General features: G+C 40.0%; 10 protein-coding genes. 3 read left to right on the top strand and 7 right to left on the bottom strand.

What is annotated here, in order from left to right:
• Positions 1 to 81: 81 nt before the first annotated feature.
• The 7 genes from IJ00_RS15275 to IJ00_RS15245 form a co-directional block, all read right to left on the bottom strand.
• Complete coding sequence (locus IJ00_RS15275; protein ID WP_052754464.1) at positions 82 to 1386, bottom strand: DUF3131 domain-containing protein; 1305 nt, start codon at positions 1384 to 1386, stop codon at positions 82 to 84.
• Between the two features lie 12 nt (positions 1387 to 1398).
• Positions 1399 to 2547 (bottom strand): OpgC domain-containing protein, encoded by a 1149-nt coding sequence (gene opgC, locus IJ00_RS15270; RefSeq protein ID WP_035154340.1) that lies wholly within the window; start codon positions 2545 to 2547, stop codon positions 1399 to 1401.
• A gap of 295 nt (positions 2548 to 2842) precedes the next feature.
• Positions 2843 to 4267, bottom strand: a complete 1425-nt coding sequence (locus IJ00_RS15265) for a hypothetical protein (protein WP_052754463.1) — start codon at positions 4265 to 4267, stop codon at positions 2843 to 2845.
• 196 nt (positions 4268 to 4463) lie between these two features.
• Complete coding sequence (locus tag IJ00_RS15260; protein ID WP_035154339.1) at positions 4464 to 7439, bottom strand: DUF3131 domain-containing protein; 2976 nt, start codon at positions 7437 to 7439, stop codon at positions 4464 to 4466.
• Between the two features lie 26 nt (positions 7440 to 7465).
• Positions 7466 to 8908 carry a DUF3131 domain-containing protein gene (locus IJ00_RS15255; protein ID WP_035154338.1) on the bottom strand — a complete coding sequence of 481 codons (1443 nt, stop codon included), beginning with the start codon at positions 8906 to 8908 and terminating at the stop codon, positions 7466 to 7468.
• Positions 8909 to 9381: 473 nt separating this feature from the next.
• Positions 9382 to 10539, bottom strand: coding sequence for a SpoIIE family protein phosphatase (locus IJ00_RS15250; protein WP_035154336.1), 1158 nt, complete (start codon positions 10537 to 10539; stop codon positions 9382 to 9384).
• Positions 10540 to 11177: 638 nt separating this feature from the next.
• The gene (locus tag IJ00_RS15245) at positions 11178 to 12305 is read right to left on the bottom strand and encodes a hypothetical protein (protein WP_238178343.1); all 1128 of its coding nucleotides are present in this window, start codon (positions 12303 to 12305) and stop codon (positions 11178 to 11180) included.
• A 365-nt stretch (positions 12306 to 12670) separates the two neighbouring features.
• Between IJ00_RS15245 and mfd the strand changes: the two genes are divergently transcribed.
• From mfd to IJ00_RS15230, 3 genes are all read left to right on the top strand, one after another.
• A complete protein-coding gene (mfd, locus tag IJ00_RS15240; RefSeq protein WP_035154334.1) occupies positions 12671 to 16168 on the top strand; it encodes a transcription-repair coupling factor in 3498 nt (1165 codons plus the stop codon).
• 37 nt (positions 16169 to 16205) lie between these two features.
• Positions 16206 to 17486, top strand: coding sequence for an NAD(P)/FAD-dependent oxidoreductase (locus IJ00_RS15235; RefSeq protein WP_035159108.1), 1281 nt, complete (start codon positions 16206 to 16208; stop codon positions 17484 to 17486).
• A 375-nt stretch (positions 17487 to 17861) separates the two neighbouring features.
• Entirely contained in the window at positions 17862 to 19268 is a 1407-nt protein-coding gene (locus IJ00_RS15230) for a pentapeptide repeat-containing protein (RefSeq protein ID WP_035154333.1), read from the top strand.
• Positions 19269 to 19310: the final 42 nt, after the last annotated feature.

The following is a 19310-nucleotide window of genomic DNA, read 5'->3' as shown; positions in this document are numbered from 1 at the left end:
AAAGGTGTTTATGTGGGTAAAATACGTAGACACAAAGTTACATATTTTTCAGGTACTAAATTAGTTGGCTTGATGAATTTCTTAATTTTCATCAGCCCAAACTATCAAAGGTTTGCCAACATAGTTATACAAAAGAGACTGCAAAATAATACCGTTGGTATTTAAAGTTAATGCTCGGTTAGGTTCTTGAGTTTGCTCATAAAACCCGGCAAAAGCACCCCGTTCCGGATCGCCTAACCAGCGCATACCCTTGTATAATTTTTCTGTATATCTCGTGCGGAAAAGCATATGCCAGCCTACGGCGGCTTTGAGACTACTACCACGGGCATCTGGAAATTCTTTACCCGACATATCAACTGTTTTCCATGGTTGTCCGTCTACAAAAATGCAGTTATAGACAAACCAGGGTTCACGATCAAGATTATCTTCCGACCAAGCTGTGAGAAGATTTGTGGCTTGGTAGCGTCGCAATTGAACTTGTAATAATCTGGCAGCATAATCTGCTGGTAAAGCTTGAAATCCAGTTTCTAAGCCATCTAAAATATAGGGTTCGCTGGTGACATGGTTCCGGTAAGTAGTACGTTTGTCTACGGGTATGAGGGTACCCATGACGTTGACGAATTTTGCCTCTGCTTTTGAGTCAAGGGATGTGCTGGCAACTACACCAATTGTTTTTAAAGCATAAGCAGCATACTGTTCGTAACCTAAACGTCCTTCATGGTTCCACGTTTCTTTTCCAGTACTTGCATCAGTTCCCATTAGTTGCTTTTGTGGAGATACTAGTCGCTGTACTTTCCAACGAGCGATGACAGAACGACTAGCTGCTGTATGTTGGGGATATTTTTTGGCAATGATATCTAACCACCTAGCTAGTCTTGCCAAATCGAGTGCAGAGAAACCGATTTCTTGGGGTTTACCTAGTTTTCCGTAGTTGATGGGAATTAGATTTTTTGCATCATAAACTTTGTTGGGCAATTCACCACGATACAAAGGTAATTCGTTTAAAGACTTGAGAACTTGTTGCATCCAAGTGTCAAATTCATGGGGAGATAATAAACCCAGTTCTCGTGCTGCCACCATTCCCGCTAATTGACTACCCACATCCCACATTGTTATGGCAGGAAAGTCAGCAGCAGATGAAACAAAACCCGTTGATTGGCGATTTTTCTGAAAATATGTCCAAGCAGTACGAGCTAGTTGCATATCTTCTGCTCGCAAGCGATAGCGCTTAGTAATAACAACTGGAGTATCAAGGGTATTTCTTTCACGCCATTTGAGAGTTTGATGGATGCCAATGGTGATGAGAGCGATCGCCCCACAAACTAGCAATTGTCGAAATATATTTGGAGGGGCAAGACTTGAATAGAAGTGGATTTGTTGTGTCATAGAGTAATGGAGTTAATGGGTAATGATATTAAACAGCACTTCTTTTTTGGCAAGGAACCATAACAGCGCGATCGCTACACCTTGAGCAAGGGTTGTAACGATGGGATGACCATTCACCAAACCAGGAATTGAAAACCAAATCAAAGTTAGGGGAACATGCAGAATGTATATATATAAAGAGTTTTGCCCCAGGGTAATTAATAGTTTTCCCAAGGTTTTATATAAAGGCTGCCAAAATCTATCTACAATAACGTAAAGTAGGGGAAAAAAGCCAATATGGTTAATCAAACGAATAAAACCCAATTGACTTCTATCTGTCCAATTTAACCAAGCAATTCTATCTGCAACTTTACTAGGGAACAATCCTAATCTCATATCATGATAGGCAGCAATAGTTGAGCTAATAACAATTAAAATAAAAAAGATAGTAAGGGGCAATTGAGGAATCTTTGCCCATAAAGCTTGCAGTCGCCTGCGATAATAACCGGCAAGTAAACCATGAACATATAACAACTGCCAACCAGCCAAGGCAAAATAGGTATGCTCTCTATCTATGGTCTGAAAACTTAAAGCGTAGGGATGTAACTGTTGTATACTCCACAGTGACCAGGAAAATGCCAAAACAGGCAGCCAGTATTGTTTTCTCAATAACCAGAAAATCACTGGCGAAATCAATAATAGGAGTACATATAGTTGTAGAATATCGACAACTGGAGGAGCTAATCGGAAAGTCGCAGCAGCAAAAATGATTTCCCACCAAGCACCGGGAGCGATGTCAAAGGAAGGTCGGGTCAAGTTAGGGGCAATAATACTTAATAGCCCTAATCCTGAGATGAGAATGAAGCTAGTTTTGTATAGTATCCAGGAACGCTGAAGTAGTTTTTTCATCGATTCTTGAAAACCAACTTTGCGAATGCGTCCCAATGTCACCATTCCCAGAACTAAACCGGAGATGAAGACAAATCCTTCAGCTGCACTTGCATAGATGTTATTGCGGTTGATAGCACTGAATAAAGAAGGACTTTCTAAATGGCTAAAAACCATAAAAATGATTGCAATACCTCGAAGAAAATCAATTCTTAAATCTCTTTTTCCATAAGCTAAAGGATTATATCTCCACTGCCAAATCTGTTTAATAGTAATAGCATTGCTTGCATCCATGACAAATATTTAAATAAATGCATTAAATCAATCTCTAAACTTTTGGTAGCTGATTACAATCACTGATAACAATTAAGTTCATATTCACTTTATACATTTATAGTATTTATATAAAGTAAATACTATCGCAAATATACTTAAAGTCTTGATAAAATAATAGTTTTAATATTGTGATATCTGGTTTATTCTATGGAGAAAACCAGATTAATTTTAATAATCATTATCTTTTTATTGATGCTATTTATGCAAGCGCTAAAGGCATCAAATAACATTAGCTATAAAATTAGCTGTAAAACTAAAATTTAATTTGAATCTGACCAGAAAGATTCCGATTATTATAGGGGCTATTACCTGTATCTAGTTCGCGAGAGCTACTAAAGGTATATCCTAAATCTAAATTAATATTTGGTAAAATGTTAGCATTACAACGAGCTTGATAGGTGCTTCCGTTGGTTGTTTCTCCATTGAGTATTTGTTGCCCTAAATTAGCACTTAATCGGCAACTGAGAAAGTCAAATATTTTCTTATCCCAACCAGCTTCGAGATTATATACGAGAAAATTTTTAGGAGAAAAATAGCCAGCAGCTTCTTGGCGATCGCGATTGAATGTCCAAGCAAAAAGATTTCCCGCAAGATAAAATTCCCCAAATTTATGTTCGAGACGACTGAAGGATTGTTGCTCGAAATTCCCATCGTTATAAAAACCTATGCGATAAAGGGTAAAAAAGCTCATATTGGGTTTAATTTGCCAATAAGCATTTAATCCAGTACGGGTTGCTGTAATTAACTTTTCTAGAGTTTGAGCGCTACTTTTATAGGGACCATGTTCGACTACTGCTGCCAAAAATAAAGCCGAATCTAGTTTGTAATCAGGGGTTAAATTGACAAAAATAGGTCGATCGACTTGTAGGTTAAAATTCAAAGCTATTGGTAGGCGATTAAATATGTCAATCCCACCTGCTGTTTGAATGGTGAATTTCTCAATTTTTGTTTGCCAGCCAAACTGGAGGGGAATATTTGTGACGTCCTCAAATTTAGGTTGTTTAAAGGTATTAAATCCGGGTTTAATACTGAATTTTTGTCCGTTTTCTAGCCCAAATTGAAAGGTTGGTTCAAAAAATGTATTCTGCTGACTAAATTTGTTGAAATCATTGCGAAAATTTGTCTGAATACTTTCTAAAACTAATGGAGGTTTACTAGGTGTTTTACTTTCTGGAGGTTTAACTGGTTTGGGTGGTGGAGGTGGTGGAGGTGGTGGTAATTTCTTCCCTGGGTTAAAATTATTTGGTGCAGAAATTAATATTTTCTCGAATTTATGATATCTATGCTTTTCTTGTTCAGTGCTTAATATTAAGGATTGTAATGTTTGAGATTCTGTTTTTCTTGATGATACAATTATGTTCTTATTATCAGTTATCTTTGTATCATTTGTATACTGGATTTGATGATAATATTCTTCTATATCTGTTACTGAATTTATACCTTTTTTTGACTCTTCCCCAAAATCTAATTTATCATGTTCTTCCTCGGATATAGATACATTTGTTTGTTTGAAGCTAGGGAAATTATTGGGAGATATTTCTAAGTAAGATGCTGGTTTTAATTCCAGATTTTCTTCCAGATTTTCAATAGAGGGAATGGGTTGAAAATTTTTCTCTCTATAAAATAAATTTAGTGAGTTATTGTCGTTCAGTTCTAATGCATGAACATTGGTTGTCAATAAACTCCAAGTGCAGGATAAAAAAAATATTTTAACGAATATATTATCTGCTTTAAATCTTGAAGAAAGGCTGATTTTTCGTGAGATACAGGTATTCTCTACATTTATCACCAACCTATATTTACTCAGTTTTTTTACCATTTACTTACGATAATGATTGACGTTCTAATATATCAAAAAAACAAAGCCAAAATCCTTATTTTGTACTAGTGGTTAACCAGTAAGCAGAATTGCGATCACTGACATATTTAATCCGTGGTGCTGACTCCATAGGTAATCCCCGCCCAGAATCACTTTTATCGATAGCTTTCCACCAAGGGGAATTGCTATTGCCGTTGGGACGAATCAATGGTTGATGTTGGGTAAGCTGATAAAGAAGAGATTCTAAAATCATGCTGTTGGTACTACTGGTAAAACCAATCGCGCTTTTGCCATCGGATTCATAAAATCCCTCGTAATAACCAATGTTGGGATTATATAAATCGGTGATTCCCTGCATTAATTCTTTGCCATAGGTATCGTCGGGAAATAGGGCATGATAGGCATAGGCAACAGCAGTACTCACCAAACGCTTTTCGGTTATGGGGGTACCATCATCGGTTAAAGTTGCCCAAGGTTCACCCCGTCCGACAATCGAATTGTGAATTGTATAGGGTTCACGATTGATTAATGTTGTACCGGATGCTGTGAGTTTACCTGTACGACGATAGCGTTGTGCTTGAGCTTGCATAATTGGCAAGACAATTTCCTTCATTTGCGGGTCAAATCCAAATTCCAGTCCATAGAGTAAAAATGGATTACTAATGGTGTATTGGTTCACCTTCAATTTGGTATCTTGACGACGACGCTGGATGGGAATTTCCACCCCTTCAATTGTTGCTTTTTCGTAATCTCCACCCACAGCAGAACGATCTGCATTGAATCCCCACAGTTGAAACCCTCGTGCTGCATATTCTTCGTATCCCAATCTGGTTTCCGGAAGTACACGAGGTACGGAACGTCCAATTTGGTCTTTAATTAAATTTGCACTGGAAAGAACGCCATCGCGAACAACTCGCAGATATGACCAATCCAAAGCTATATTATCCACAGCATCCGTGTATTCAGGATGACAAGTCTTTAACATATGTAGGGCTGCCATCACACGTCCAGTATCAAGGCTAGACCATCCTGTGCCTTCAGGAACTGGATTTCCACCATAGTCTACTGGTTGCAGGGTGCGAGTATCGTAACTGCGGTTGGGTAATTCTCCGGTAAATAGCTGTATTTTTGACAACGCGCCGAGTAGATAACGAGTGCGGCGATCAAAATCTTTGGCAGAAATTATATCTAGAGTCCGTGCAGCATGGAGTGCGGCAAGATAATCACCCAATCCCCATAGGGTAGCTCCTTTGAGGTCACTGCGATCGCTAATTAGTCCCGTATCTCGGTCGGAATTTGCTTGAAAATATGCCCAAGCGGCTCTAGCATACCTCAGCTGAACTACAGTAGCTCCTTTTTCTGGCACGGGACACAGTGATGGTTTGGGTTCCCCCACTGGAGGAATTGGTTCGATTTTGCTTGATTGATTATTTGCTGGAGGAGGATTATTTGCTGGAGGGGGATTTTTAACTGGAGGAGGATTATTTGCTGGAGGGGGATTTTTAACTGGAGGAGGATTATTTACTGGAGGGGGATTTTTAACTGGAGGAGGATTATTTGCTGGAGGGGGATTTTTAACTGGGGGAGGATTATTTGCTGGAGGAGGGGGAGGAGGGGGATTTTTACCAGGAGAACTAGGAGGAGGTGGAGGAGGATTATTTGCTGGGGGATTATTGGCTATTTGTGTTTGCTTATCGTTGCTAGGAAAGGGAGCAAAACCAACGCGATCGCCACCAATCAAGGGTTTATTTCCACGGGCTTTATAGTACAAAATTTCCATAATTAAGCCATTGGTGTTACCCGTAAGCACCTTATTTGGTTGTTTTGTCTCTTCATATAAGCCTGCATAAAACCCACCACCATCAGGACTACGTAAGTCTTTGGCAACGTCAAATAGTTTCTGTGCGTAGGCATTATCAGGGTATAAATATTTCCACCCAAATGCAGCTTTTGTACTAATACTACGGAACTGAGGATAATCCTCATTTTTTTCTGTAATTGTTGCCCAGGTTTTTCCGTTCGAGTACAGGGTATTGTAAAGAAAATATGGTTCGCGATCGATGTTGTCTTCTGTAACTGCGGTGAGTTGTCCAGTTGCTTCAAATCTCCGCTTTTGCGCTTCTAATACCCTGGCTGTGTATTCTTTTAAATAACCACCTAAACCAAATTCCAAACCATCCAAAATATAGGATTCGCTAACTACATAATTATTGGCATTTGTACTTTTATAGTCGCGCTTATCCACTGGTAATTTAACACCATTGACATCAACAAGTTCAAATGGCTCTAACGCTGCTGCTTTTGGTGCTTTAAACCCCCATAGTTCATATCCCCGAACAGCATATTCTTCATAACCTAAACGTCCTTCCTGAACCAACATTGTTGACTTATCAGGGGCGATGGTTGCACCATATAGCTGTCCATCTTTCAGCGATCGCGCAATTTGCCACTTAGCTAAAATACCTTTAATCCAATCTCCATATTGGGGATGACAGGTACGGACAATATCAAATGCAGCAAGTATTCTACCAATATCTAAAGCTGACCAACCAATACCCTTTTCAATCGGATTATTACCATAGTCAACCATTGCTCCGTTACCAGCATGGTATACCTTATTTGGCAAGCCATCTTCAAATAGCTTTAAAGCTCCTAAACCTGTCAAAAACTTATTAAATCGTTGGTCAAATTCCGATTGGGGGATTAAATTCAACCAACGTGCAGCATTTAAAGCCATGAGATAATTACCCATATCCCATAGTGTCCCCGAAGGATAACCACCAGTGGAATTGGTAAATCCTGTATTTTGTTGGTAGTTATTCACAAAATACTGCCATGCAGCTTTTGCATAGGTTTGCTCCTCTGCTGTCAAAGGAGCAGTAATCACACTACAGCTATTATTTTTATCCGATGGATTTTGTGCTTGTGCAAGTTCTCCCGTGGGAATACATAGCAGAAATTGTAGCCATATCCCCACAAGAAATAGGGCAAGCGATCGCATCCACCTATATTTTCGATTTTGCTGTAGCATGTTCTAATTGTGTTAAATGAGATAATTTATTTAGGTTGTTTAACTCCTGCCCAATTGACAAGGGGCTGTCCAACTTTTTTGTAGAGCAAACTTTGGAGAATTACACCATTATTATTTGCGGTTAAAGCACGATTCGGTTCTTTCAAAACTTCGTAATAGCCGTTATATAGACCTTTTTCTGTTTTGAGATTACTAGTCACAAAGTTAAACAGTTTGCGAGTATATTCTGTGTCATTCAAAACATACCAACCGATAGCTGCTTTTGTACTGACAAAACGTAAATTATTATGCTTCTCACGGGTATCGGTAATAGTTGCCCAAGGTTCCCCATTTACATACAAACTGTTATAGACAAAATAGGGAGCGCGGTCTAAATTATCTTCTGTCACCGCAGTGAGTTGATTTGTTTGTTGATAGCGAGCTTCTTGAGCGGCTAAAATTCTGTCTGAATAAACTTTCGGCAATGATTTAAATCCGGTTTCGATGCCATCAAGAATATATGGCTCACTCAGAACATAATTGTTAGCACCAGAATTATGAAACTCTCGGCGATCGTAGGGAACACCTTGTCCGTAAAGGTTAACAAATTCAGCTTTAGATTTATAATCTAGGGCTTTTTCAACATTCAAACCCCATAATTTTAAACCATAGGCAGCATAGTTTTCGTAACCTAAACGCCCTTCTTGATTGTATTGTTCTTTCTTGTCAATGACACTCGTACCATACATGTTGCCATTTTTTGTGAGACGGTCAACTTTCCAAGATTTCCAAACCTTTTCAGTTTGAGCTTGGAATTTAGGATATTTTGCACCAACTATTTTTAACCAAATAGCCATCCGTCCCAAATCAATGGCTGACCAACCAATTTCTTCCTTTTGATCTACTTTTCCATAATTAACTGGCAGTAGTGTTTTACTGTTGTAAACCTTATTGGGTAATTCCCCTTTATATAAAGGTAATGATGCTAAAGTTTTCAGCATCTGCCCCATTTTGCTTTCAAACTCTACCTTGCTGACAAGATTTAATTCTCTAGCACTTACCAAAGCTGCGATCGCTGCTGCTTGGTCCCACATTGTTACTGACTGAAAATTATCTGTGGAATTGACTAATCCGGTTTTGGCATTCCAATTACGCTGGAAATAAGACCAAGCTTGACGAGCAACTTCTATTTCATCTGGGTTGAGTTTAGTAGCCTTTGGAAGACTTTTCTCTGAAATTTGACTACTAGCTACGGGATTTCCTGGCTTAAAGATGGATTTAGTGTCTAATATCCCTACAGGGTCATTTGACGAAATAGCTGATTTATCTACAGGTTTACTAACTTGATTAGGTTGTGTGGCAACAGCATTATTTTGAATATTTTTAGACCAAAAATTCAACCCTATAATTGCTGCGATCGCCATAATAACTCCTCCTGCGGATGCAATGATCACCAAATTTTTTGGCGGAGGTTCAAAATCTGAATTCATAAATATTTATGCTCCTAAAAAAATGAAGAATTAAAAATCTCAGACAAAGAGATTTATATATCTTTGCTAGCTATGTTCTTGCAGTGCTAAAGATATATTTCTAAATAGATGTCTACTGATAACAATTATTTAGTTATTGCACAAATGAACAACACCAAGAACTACAATGAATAACTAATGAACAAGTAATTGAGTAATCACAGGCAATAAATCTTCCTAGCACCTAATTCAGCACAATACATACAACTATGCTTGAAGATATATTTCTGGCAGATTACCCCTAGGTTGAAAATACACTTCAACTTCCAAATCTCTCACACTAGCCTGATTTTACGTGTGATTTTTACCCTAATTTAAATCGTCAAAGTGTAGATTTTAAAGTATCAAACTAAATTTCTATCGCACTCGTATTTATTGTACCCATCGAGAATGAAGAAATAACACTCACTACAAGTTTGATAATTATTGATTGCCTAGAAAATTACCCTGATTACAGATAAATCATCATCAAAATTTGTCAACCCATGACTTGTTTTGATATTATTTAAAATATCGTCTAAAGGCTGTCGATGAGATTGTAACAATAAATTAATAAAAGCGTCAATGCCCCATATTGTGCCATTTGCCTGAGGTATTTCATAAGCTCCATCGCTGAAAATATATAAACTACTATTTTTCAAAACCTCAAGTTTCATCTCATCAAAATTGACATCTGGGATAAAGCCAATTGGTAAATCAAGAGAGTCTAATTGTTTTACTTCTGCCAGATTTTGAGAGTTTTGAGATAACAAAATTCCAGACGGATGTCCCGCACTAGCATAAATTAGCTGTTGCGCAGAAAAATTGTAAACTCCATACCAAATAGTAAAGTATTTATCACCATGGGCGCTCATTTGAAAATTCTGATTTAGCGCTTTTAAAACTTCACCAGGTTTACGGAAATCCGTATTAGGTAATGATTGCGATCGCAGTAAATTTAGTACTGAGACAGAAAGCAAAGCGGAACCTACACCATGTCCTGAAACATCGAGTAAATAAATAACTAAATTATCATCATCAATCCAGTAATAATCAAAACAATCACCTCCCAATTGAGCAGAAGGAATAAATAATGTTTCGGTGCTAACTTTACCGAGGAGAGGGGAGGGTAAAAGTGACTGCACGTAGTCAGCTGCTTCTGCTAATTCATCTCGTAAATTTTGGTTTAATACTTCTAAAGTTTGTTTTTGAAGTTTTAAATCCTCGTGTAATTGGTATAGTCTCAACCCTGCACGAACTCGTGCTTTCAACTCATTCATTTCAATGGGTTTAGAAATAAACTCGTCTGCACCTGCATCTAATCCACGAACCCTATCTTCTTCCTCTCCCCTTTGTGCCCCTTTTGCAGTTAATAAGATAAAGAATGTAGTTTTTAAATCTGGTTCTGTTTTGATGCGACGACAAACTTCTAAACCATCGATACAAGACATCATCCAGTCACAAATAATTAGTGCCGGTTTAATTTCTTTGGCATATTTAATCCCGTCTTCTCCGTTTTGGGCAATTGTTACTTGATAACCTTGATTTTCTAAAGTTCTCTTTAAGACAGTTCTTACAATTGGGTCATCATCAATTATCAAAATTTTCAACATATATGCACTTTATCTTTAAAATTCTTCATTCCTATATAAAAGAAAAGATAATAATTATTATTATTTTCCAAAGCGAAATAAAACATCTGACACATCAATTTTAATTACTGTGAAGGCAAAATCATTAAATGGAGATGCTTTTAAAAATTTGTAATGCCAGTTTTCGTTAGCAATTAAATTCTGAAATAACCCTAATAACTTGAAGACACTTCCCTCTCCTTAATATCATGCGCACTCTATACCTAACAGAATTGATAATTAAGGAGACTTATCACAGGTCAAACAATAACAAAGACTTTCTATCGATTGATATTATTGTCTGACAGAATATTTATATAAAGCTCCCATCAAGTTAACATTGTTTAGACCATGATGCAAGAGAATCTATGATTTTTACGTATACTTAGAAGTATGTTTATAGAATTGATGAATTAGACAATTATCCAATTAATTCCTAATTTTGGGAATTTTTAATACCGTGAAATTACTTGATTTTTCCTTGGGATTAATGGGCTATTGCGTAAAATTACTGGCTTGATAAGGGTGAATTTTATTGACCTAAAACTCTCACTACAAAGCAAGAGTTTTAGGTCGAGCGACGTTGAAAATAACGATTGTAAAAAAATACAGGGTGCTGATTAGAAGCCGTATGGTGTGGGAGCCGGAACCGCTACTCTATTGCTGGGAACAATCTGGGGTTGATAGGAAAATACTTCTCGACTGCGGGAATTAACGGTGACTTTTAGCCACTGGACATCGTTGGTACCATTTGCTTGATTATTACCAAATGTCTCAACACGAGTAAAGTTTTCTAGTCGTCTACCTTGAGCATCCAGGAATGGTTTGTCAATACGGTAGTAGTGGGAGTCACCATGGACGTAGGCAATAGGTTTACGGAAAGCGATCGCCTCGGTGCGCAATGCTAATAAAAAGTCTTTGAAACCATCCGGTTGTCCATCGGTTTGCACCAGTGTCTTGGGGTCACGCAAAGGCGCTCTGGTTGGATCGCTCAAATCCCATCCTGGATTAGCTTGGGAAATCAACATTACCGCCGCAGATTTACGTTCCTTTGCCACTTGAAAAGTCTCTTTCATCCATGCAATGTTAGCGATATTGCGTGCGGTATATTCTTCGGGATTGGGTGCAGTATCACATAGATTGTTACAGGAACCTTGGATATTGAGAGTTGCATAGGTGACTCGACCTACTGTCCATCGCCGATTTTCGACACAGGGTACTGGACCATTAACACCAAGACACAGGGGTGAATTCTGTACTGTCTGGGCTAAGCGACGCTGCCCCAGGGTAAACTTGGTGTTGAAGAATACCTGACGCTCGTAGTCAAGACGTTCGAGGGAGTTGTATGCACCATTGGAGGGGCGATCGCAATCCGTCCAATCATTATCACCTGGGGTAAAAGCTGCGGGTGCTTTTAGGGCGTTGAAATAGTCTAGGGCTTTGGCGTAGAGTGCATTATCACAAAGACTATTAGAACCTGCTTTGAGATCGCCATTATGAACGGTGAAAGCCAGATTTTGGGCATTCATATCATCAATCAACCTGGTGACACCCACCTCCTGTTCCTGGGAGTAAGGTAAATCACCCCACAATCCAATTTCATAGGGTGCGATCGCGCTCTCTCTGGCAACTACTAGTTTGCTGGTTGCGGACGTTAATAGGGGTAAAGTTACCAGGAGTATAGATATTTTACGCAGGAAGTTTGCAGTGGGAAAGTGGCGAAACACTGATTGGTCAAGCCTTATCATAACCATATCCTCATATATGCTTGTGTCCGTTTAGACTATCGACTGGGGAATATGGATGGGTTATGAATCGGTTATGGGTGAGATTTTTTCTACCCGAATTTGGGACTTTCTGGAATTGACATTCCGAAGTGCGACAGCTTCACACTAGATATGTCTGCATCAGATAATCACCTTGAATCTATGCTAGGCGTTGTTGAATGTAGTAATGAATTATAGTTGCTAGCATTTTGTCGGAAAACAAAAATCCCTGTAGAGGCGTTCCACTGGAATATCTTTAACTAAGCCAGAGTAGTTCACAATGGTTAGAGTAAACGTTATGATTGTCGATTGCCGTTCAGAACGCTTCCACACCTGTTTAGCAAACTATGGCTTTCTCTTCCCTTGTCCGCGCTTTAGGTAAATCCTCCCTCACCCATGAATTAATCTCCAAATTGGATAAACAGGGAGAGGTATGTATAAATGGTGCGCCACGTCTTCCCAAAGGTTTGGTGGCTTCGGCGATCGCTCAAACCTCCCAGAGGAATATTTTACTAGTATGTGCAACTTTAGAGGAAGCTGGTCGGTGGACAGCACAGCTAGAAACTATGGGGTGGAATAGTATTTATTTTTACCCCACCTCTGAAGCTTCTCCCTACGAACCTTTTGACCCCGAAACTGAGATGGTATGGGGACAGATGCAGGTTTTGGCAGATTTGGTGAAGGAAAATCACCAGGAAAAGCAGTCTGTGAAGCTGGCGATCGTCACTACCCATGCAGCATTACAAACCCATTTACCGCCCCCAGGAGTATTTAAACCTTTTTGCATCACCCTGAGAAAGGGAATGGAATTGGATTTGGATGGATTTGGGGTGAAAATGGCACAATTGGGCTATGAGCGGGTTCCTTTGGTGGAGACGGAGGGGCAATGGAGTCGCCGAGGTGATATTGTGGATGTGTTCCCAGTATCTTCGGAACTGCCTGTCAGGTTAGAGTGGTTTGGAGATGAGGTGGAACAGATACGGGAGTTTGACCCTGCCACCCAACGTTCTGCCCTAGATAAAATTGAGCAGTTAATTTTGACTCCCACTAGCTTTGCTCCCATAATTAGTCAGGCTTTCCAGGGAGAACAACTAGAGACAATTACAGGTTTTATTTCTGATACAGAACAGGAACAACTGGCAGCCAATCAATTTTTAGAAGGAAGTCGGAGATTTTTGGGTTTAGCTTTTGAGCAACCCGCTTCCTTAATGGATTATTTACCAGAAAATACCCTCATAGCCATTGATGAGGTTGAGCAATGTACTGCCCATAGCGATCGCTGGACGGAAAATGCTGAGTCCCAATGGCAACTAGTGACGGCAAATTTACCTCAGCAATTACCGAAGACTCACCGCTACTTTGCCGATTCTCTGAAGGCAACCACAGGATTTAAAAAACTTTATCTCTCGGAACTCGCAGAAACATCTTTATCCGCTAGTCACAACGGATTAAATCTTGCCAGTCGTCCCGTACCTGTGACACCCCATGCCTATGCGAAAATGGCAGAAGCTTTAAGACAGGAGCGCGATCGCCACTTTGGTATCTGGTTAATTTCAGCACAACCGTCCCGCTCTGTATCCCTACTCCAAGAACACGACTGTCCGGCACAATTTATTCCCAACCCCCGCGATTACCAAGCGATTGAAAAATTACACATCAATCATACCCCCATTGCTCTCAAATATTCCGGTTTAGCTGAATTAGAAGGGTTTATTCTCCCGACTTTCCGTGTCGTGGTGGTGACAGACAGGGAATTTTACGGGCAGCATTCTCTGGCAACCTTTAGTTATATTCGCAAACGTCGCAAAGCTGCTTCTAAACAGGTTGATGCCAATAAATTACGTCCCGGCGACTTTGTAGTGCATCGCAACCATGGTGTCGGTAAATTCCTCAAGTTGGAAAGTCTAACGATTAACAACGAAATCCGTGAGTATTTGGTGGTGCAATATGCTGATGGATTATTGCGGGTGGCAGCTGATCAGGTGAATGCCTTATCTCGCTTCCGCACCACCACTGAAAAGCCCCCAGAATTAAACAAAATGACGGGGAAAGCTTGGGAAAATACCAAAAATAAGGTTCGCAAAGCCATTAAAAAGTTGGCAGTGGACTTGTTGAAATTATACGCTGCTCGCTCACAGCAATCGGGTTTTGCCTATCCTGGAGATACTCCGTGGCAAGAGGAAATGGAAGGTTCCTTCCCCTATCAAGCAACGACAGATCAATTGAAAGCAACCCAGGATGTCAAACGGGATATGGAGAGCGATCGCCCTATGGATCGTCTAGTCTGTGGGGATGTGGGTTTCGGAAAGACAGAGGTGGCAATTCGGGCAATTTTTAAAGCAGTCACCGCAGGTAAACAGGTTGCACTCCTGGCTCCCACAACGATTTTAACCCAGCAACATTACCATACTCTCAAGGAACGTTTTGCCCCCTACCCGATTAATGTGGGTTTACTCAATCGTTTTCGCACCGCAGAGGAGCGTCGTGGGATTCAGAAACGTTTGGCAACGGGGGAGTTAGATGTGGTGGTGGGAACTCACCAACTTTTAGGTAAGGGTGTGAACTTCCGCGATTTAGGATTATTGGTAATTGATGAGGAGCAACGCTTTGGGGTGAATCAGAAGGAAAGGATTAAAACCCTGAAAACTCAATTGGATGTGTTGACACTTTCCGCGACACCGATTCCCCGTACCTTATATATGTCTCTCTCTGGAATTCGGGAAATGAGTTTAATTACGACTCCACCCCCTTCCCGTCGTCCGATTCAAACCCACCTTTCACCCATGAATCCGGAAAATATTCGCAGTGCCATCCGCCAAGAATTAGACCGAGGTGGGCAGGTATTTTACGTAGTTCCACGGGTGGGAGGAATTGAAGAGGTAGCCGAAAAAATCCGAGAAATGATTCCAGGAGCAAGAATAGCGATCGCCCACGGGCAAATGGAGGAAGCGGAGCTGGAATCTACCATGCTCACCTTTAGTAATGGGGAAGCAGATATCCTTGTTTGTACTACCATCATTGAATCTGGATTAGATATTCCCAGGGTAAATACAATTCTGATTGAAGATGCTCAACGCTTTGGTTTATCCCAACTCTACCAATTACGGGGACGGGTAGGACGTGCCGGCATTCAGGCTCACGCTTGGCTATTTTACCCCAAACAATCTACCCTATCTGATGCTGCAAGGCAACGTCTCCGGGCAATTCAAGAATTTACTCAGTTGGGTTCTGGGTATCAATTAGCGATGCGAGATATGGAAATACGCGGAGTCGGCAACCTCTTGGGAGCAGAGCAGTCGGGACAAATGGATGTAATCGGTTTCGATTTATACATGGAAATGTTGGAAGAAGCGATTCGAGAAATCCGAGGGCAAGAAATACCCCAGGTTGATGATACACAGATTGACTTGAATCTGACAGCCTTTATCCCTGCCGATTATATTCCCGATATCGACCAAAAGGTGAGTGCATACCGTGCAGTCGCAGCAGCTAATTCCCAGGAGGAGCTACAGCAAATTGCTGCGGAATGGACAGATAGATATGGCAATATTCCTACCCCCGCAACTCAATTATTACGGGTTATGGAATTAAAACAACTGGGCAAAAAGCTGGGTTTCAGTCGCATCAAACCGGAAAGTAAGCAACACATCATCCTGGAAACACCCATGGAAGAACCAGCATGGAGTCTTCTGGCAGGAAATTTACCTGAAAGTCTGCGTAACAGGTTTGTTTATTCTCCAGGGAAGGTGACAGTTCGGGGATTAGCTGTGTTAAAGGCAGAACAACAATTAAATACTTTAATTGATGCTTTTACCAAAATACGAGAAATTCCCAATCTCAATTAAAATAACTTTTGGAGAAAAATATTATCTGAGCCAAACCATGGCACAAAAAGTCATCATCATCGGGGCAGGTCCCGCCGGACTCTTACTTGCCCATTATTTACTACTTCGCGGCAAGTATCAAGTAGAAATCTATGAACGTCGTCCCCAATCTCAATTCCAAAATATTCGAGGGAATCGTTCTTTTCCCCTTTCTCTGCAAGAACGCGGGAGGAAAGCGCTCAGATATATACCCGGATTAGAAACAGCGATCGCCAACCAAAGTGTTTTTTGTCAGGGAACTATCATTTACCAAAAGCAGAAAAAACCCCGCTCCATTCCCCGGAAAAATACCGTTCTTTCCATCGACAGAAACCGCATAGTTGGTGTTCTCCTAGAAGAACTCACCCAAAGATATAGCTCTGAGCAAATTCAAATTCATTTTGCATGTGAATGTATTCAAGTTAACCACCTAGGTAATACTGTCACCCTGCAATCTGAGTCAGGTAATCAATTTACAGTCAGTTACGATTTGCTTGTCGGTGCTGATGGTGCAAATTCATACATCAGAGCCTACTTAGAAAAAAATGCAAATTTCCATTGTGAGCAAGAATATATCCCTGATTTTTACAAGTCTCTATTCTTCCAAAGGACTAATCCGAGCCAAGGTATAGAATTTGCAGGTAACAAAATTCATACCTCCAATCTAGATAAAACCCGTATTATTCTTGTACCCCAACTAGATAATCAACTCAACGGGGTGATTATTTTCGGTAGTCAGGATAATCCCCTAGTAAATTTGTCCACCCAGGAAGAAGTAATCGCATTCTTTCAAGATAATTTCCCCGATTTTGCTCCCTTAATGTCTCCAGAGGAAGCCACCGCATTACTGCAACGTCCCTTTGCTAGAGTATTAACTGTACGTTGCGATCGCTTCCACCAAGGAGATAATATTCTTCTCATTGGCGATGCTGTCCATGCAGTATCTCCTTCTATTGGTCAGGGTTGTAATTCTTCCCTAGAAGATGTCTTTGTCTTGGGAGAATTATTAGAAAAATATGATGATGATTGGAGTCAAGTTTTGCCTAGTTTTTCTCAAAAAAGAATCCCTGATGTCCATGCATTAAGAGAATTATCGGATTATTCATTCCCTCGCAATAAATTATTAGTAGCAGAATTTTTCCTCAGATTAAGTCTTGGCAGATTCTTCCACAAATTATTTCCTCGCTTGTTTGTACCCTTTCTGTTTGATTTAATCTTAGATACAGATATTCCCTATTCTCAAATATCAAAAACCCATCAAGGTTGGATAAATAAAGTTAAGAGTTCCATGGGCAATTAGTCATTGCAGAAGATAAATCAAGATTGTTTATTCAATGTTGTACTTTTGCTTAATTCCTAATCTTAATTAATCATGAAATGACACAGATATAGTTACAATATTTGTGTCAGACTTAATTTTTAATCGCACACATAAAACTAAGCTACATAATTATTAAAATTCCCACAGCTATTACTTATTATCTCTGAACAATTACCCAGATAATAAATGACAGATACATACAATAAATGACAGACTTAATCAATAAGAAATATTAATTTAAGACCCTTTCCTAATTGATTCCTTTGGTAGATATTGATATTTAGGGATAAATGCTATACTCTGTTTCCCTATAGTTGTCCGTAAAAATTCTGTGTAGTGAGGAATACTACTGATATGTCTGCCAAAAAGACAGACGCATTGACAGGCTGGTTAATAGGAGCAACAATTATGTTTGCTTTATCACCAGTAGTGATATTCTTAGCATTTTCCAGCACAGATGCAAAACAAGAGAAAATTGCCAGCAGAAATCAAGCATTAAGCACTGCGGCGTTATTTTTTTTGGGGTTTGCAGGAATGGTAAATGCTTACTATGGGGCTAGACGTACCGCAGCAATTGAAAAAAGCGCGATCGCCACTGAGAAAAACCTAGAAATAGGTATTAAAAATACTCAGCTAGCCCAGGAGAGACTGATAAATGAACGCTTGATGACAGCCATTACCCAACTAGGGCATGAGAATATAGCCACTCGTATCGGGGCAATATATAGTTTAGAACGAGTTGCCCAGGATTCACCTTCAGAATACTGGACAATCATGGAAATTCTCACAGCTTTTCTCCGGGAAAAAACTGTCTATAAACCAAAATTGGGAGAACTCACACCCGAAATTTCCCCCAACATCACAATTCCAATGGATGTGCAAACAGCACTCACAGTCATTGGTAGACGCAATGTCGCACAGGATTCTCAACATCAGAAACTAGATTTACGTCATACCTGTATCCCAGGTGCGGATTTGTCAGGAGCTAATCTACAACATCTAGACTTCCGGGGTGCAGATTTAAGTAAAGTCGATTTGCGATGTGCAGATTTATGTGAGACAAATTTAGAAGGGACACAATTATCCGGTTCTCTTTTATACGAAGCCAATTTACGTTCTGCCAACCTATCAGGAGCAAATCTTACAGGAGCAAATCTTAATCGTGCTTGGATTTGTGAAGCAAATTTGCGCTCTGCGAACCTATCTGGTGCAAGTTTACGAGCGGCAAATTTAAGTAAGGCAAACTTGTATAAAGCTAACCTCCAGCAAGCAAACCTAAAAGTTGCCAACCTACAAGCAGCCAAGCTATTCCTAGTAAATTTACAACAGGCAAAATTGGGCAAAGCAAATTTACAAGGAACAGGTTTAATTGGTGCAAATCTCAGTGGAGCAAATCTGAATGCTGCCAATTTGACAAAAGCAAATTTAAACGCAGCGAAACTGCATCAAACTGAACTATTGTTTGCTAATCTTTCAGAAGCCAGTTTGCGAGAAGCAGATATGGCAGGAGCCAATTTAATGGGAGTAAATCTGCAAAAAGCAACTCTGAATGAAGCTAACTTAATTTCTGCCAACTTGATGGGAGCAAATCTCACAGGAACACATCTGTGTGATACCAAACTTCCGGGAGCAAATCTCACAGGAGTCAAAAATTTACAACCTACCCAAATTCACTTTGCTTGGGGCGATCGCACTACCATCCTTCCCGACTATCTCCAACCTCCCACCCATTGGCAACAAGCAGAAATTGTCTACAAATAAACTTCGGAAATTTACATATCCAGGTGGTAAGCAATAGCTAAC

Source organism: Calothrix sp. 336/3, from assembly GCF_000734895.2.
In the GTDB taxonomy this organism is placed as follows: Bacteria; Cyanobacteriota; Cyanobacteriia; order Cyanobacteriales; family Nostocaceae; genus 336-3.
Note: the sequence above shows the minus strand (reverse complement) of the source record. Positions and strands in the feature narration are given on the sequence as shown.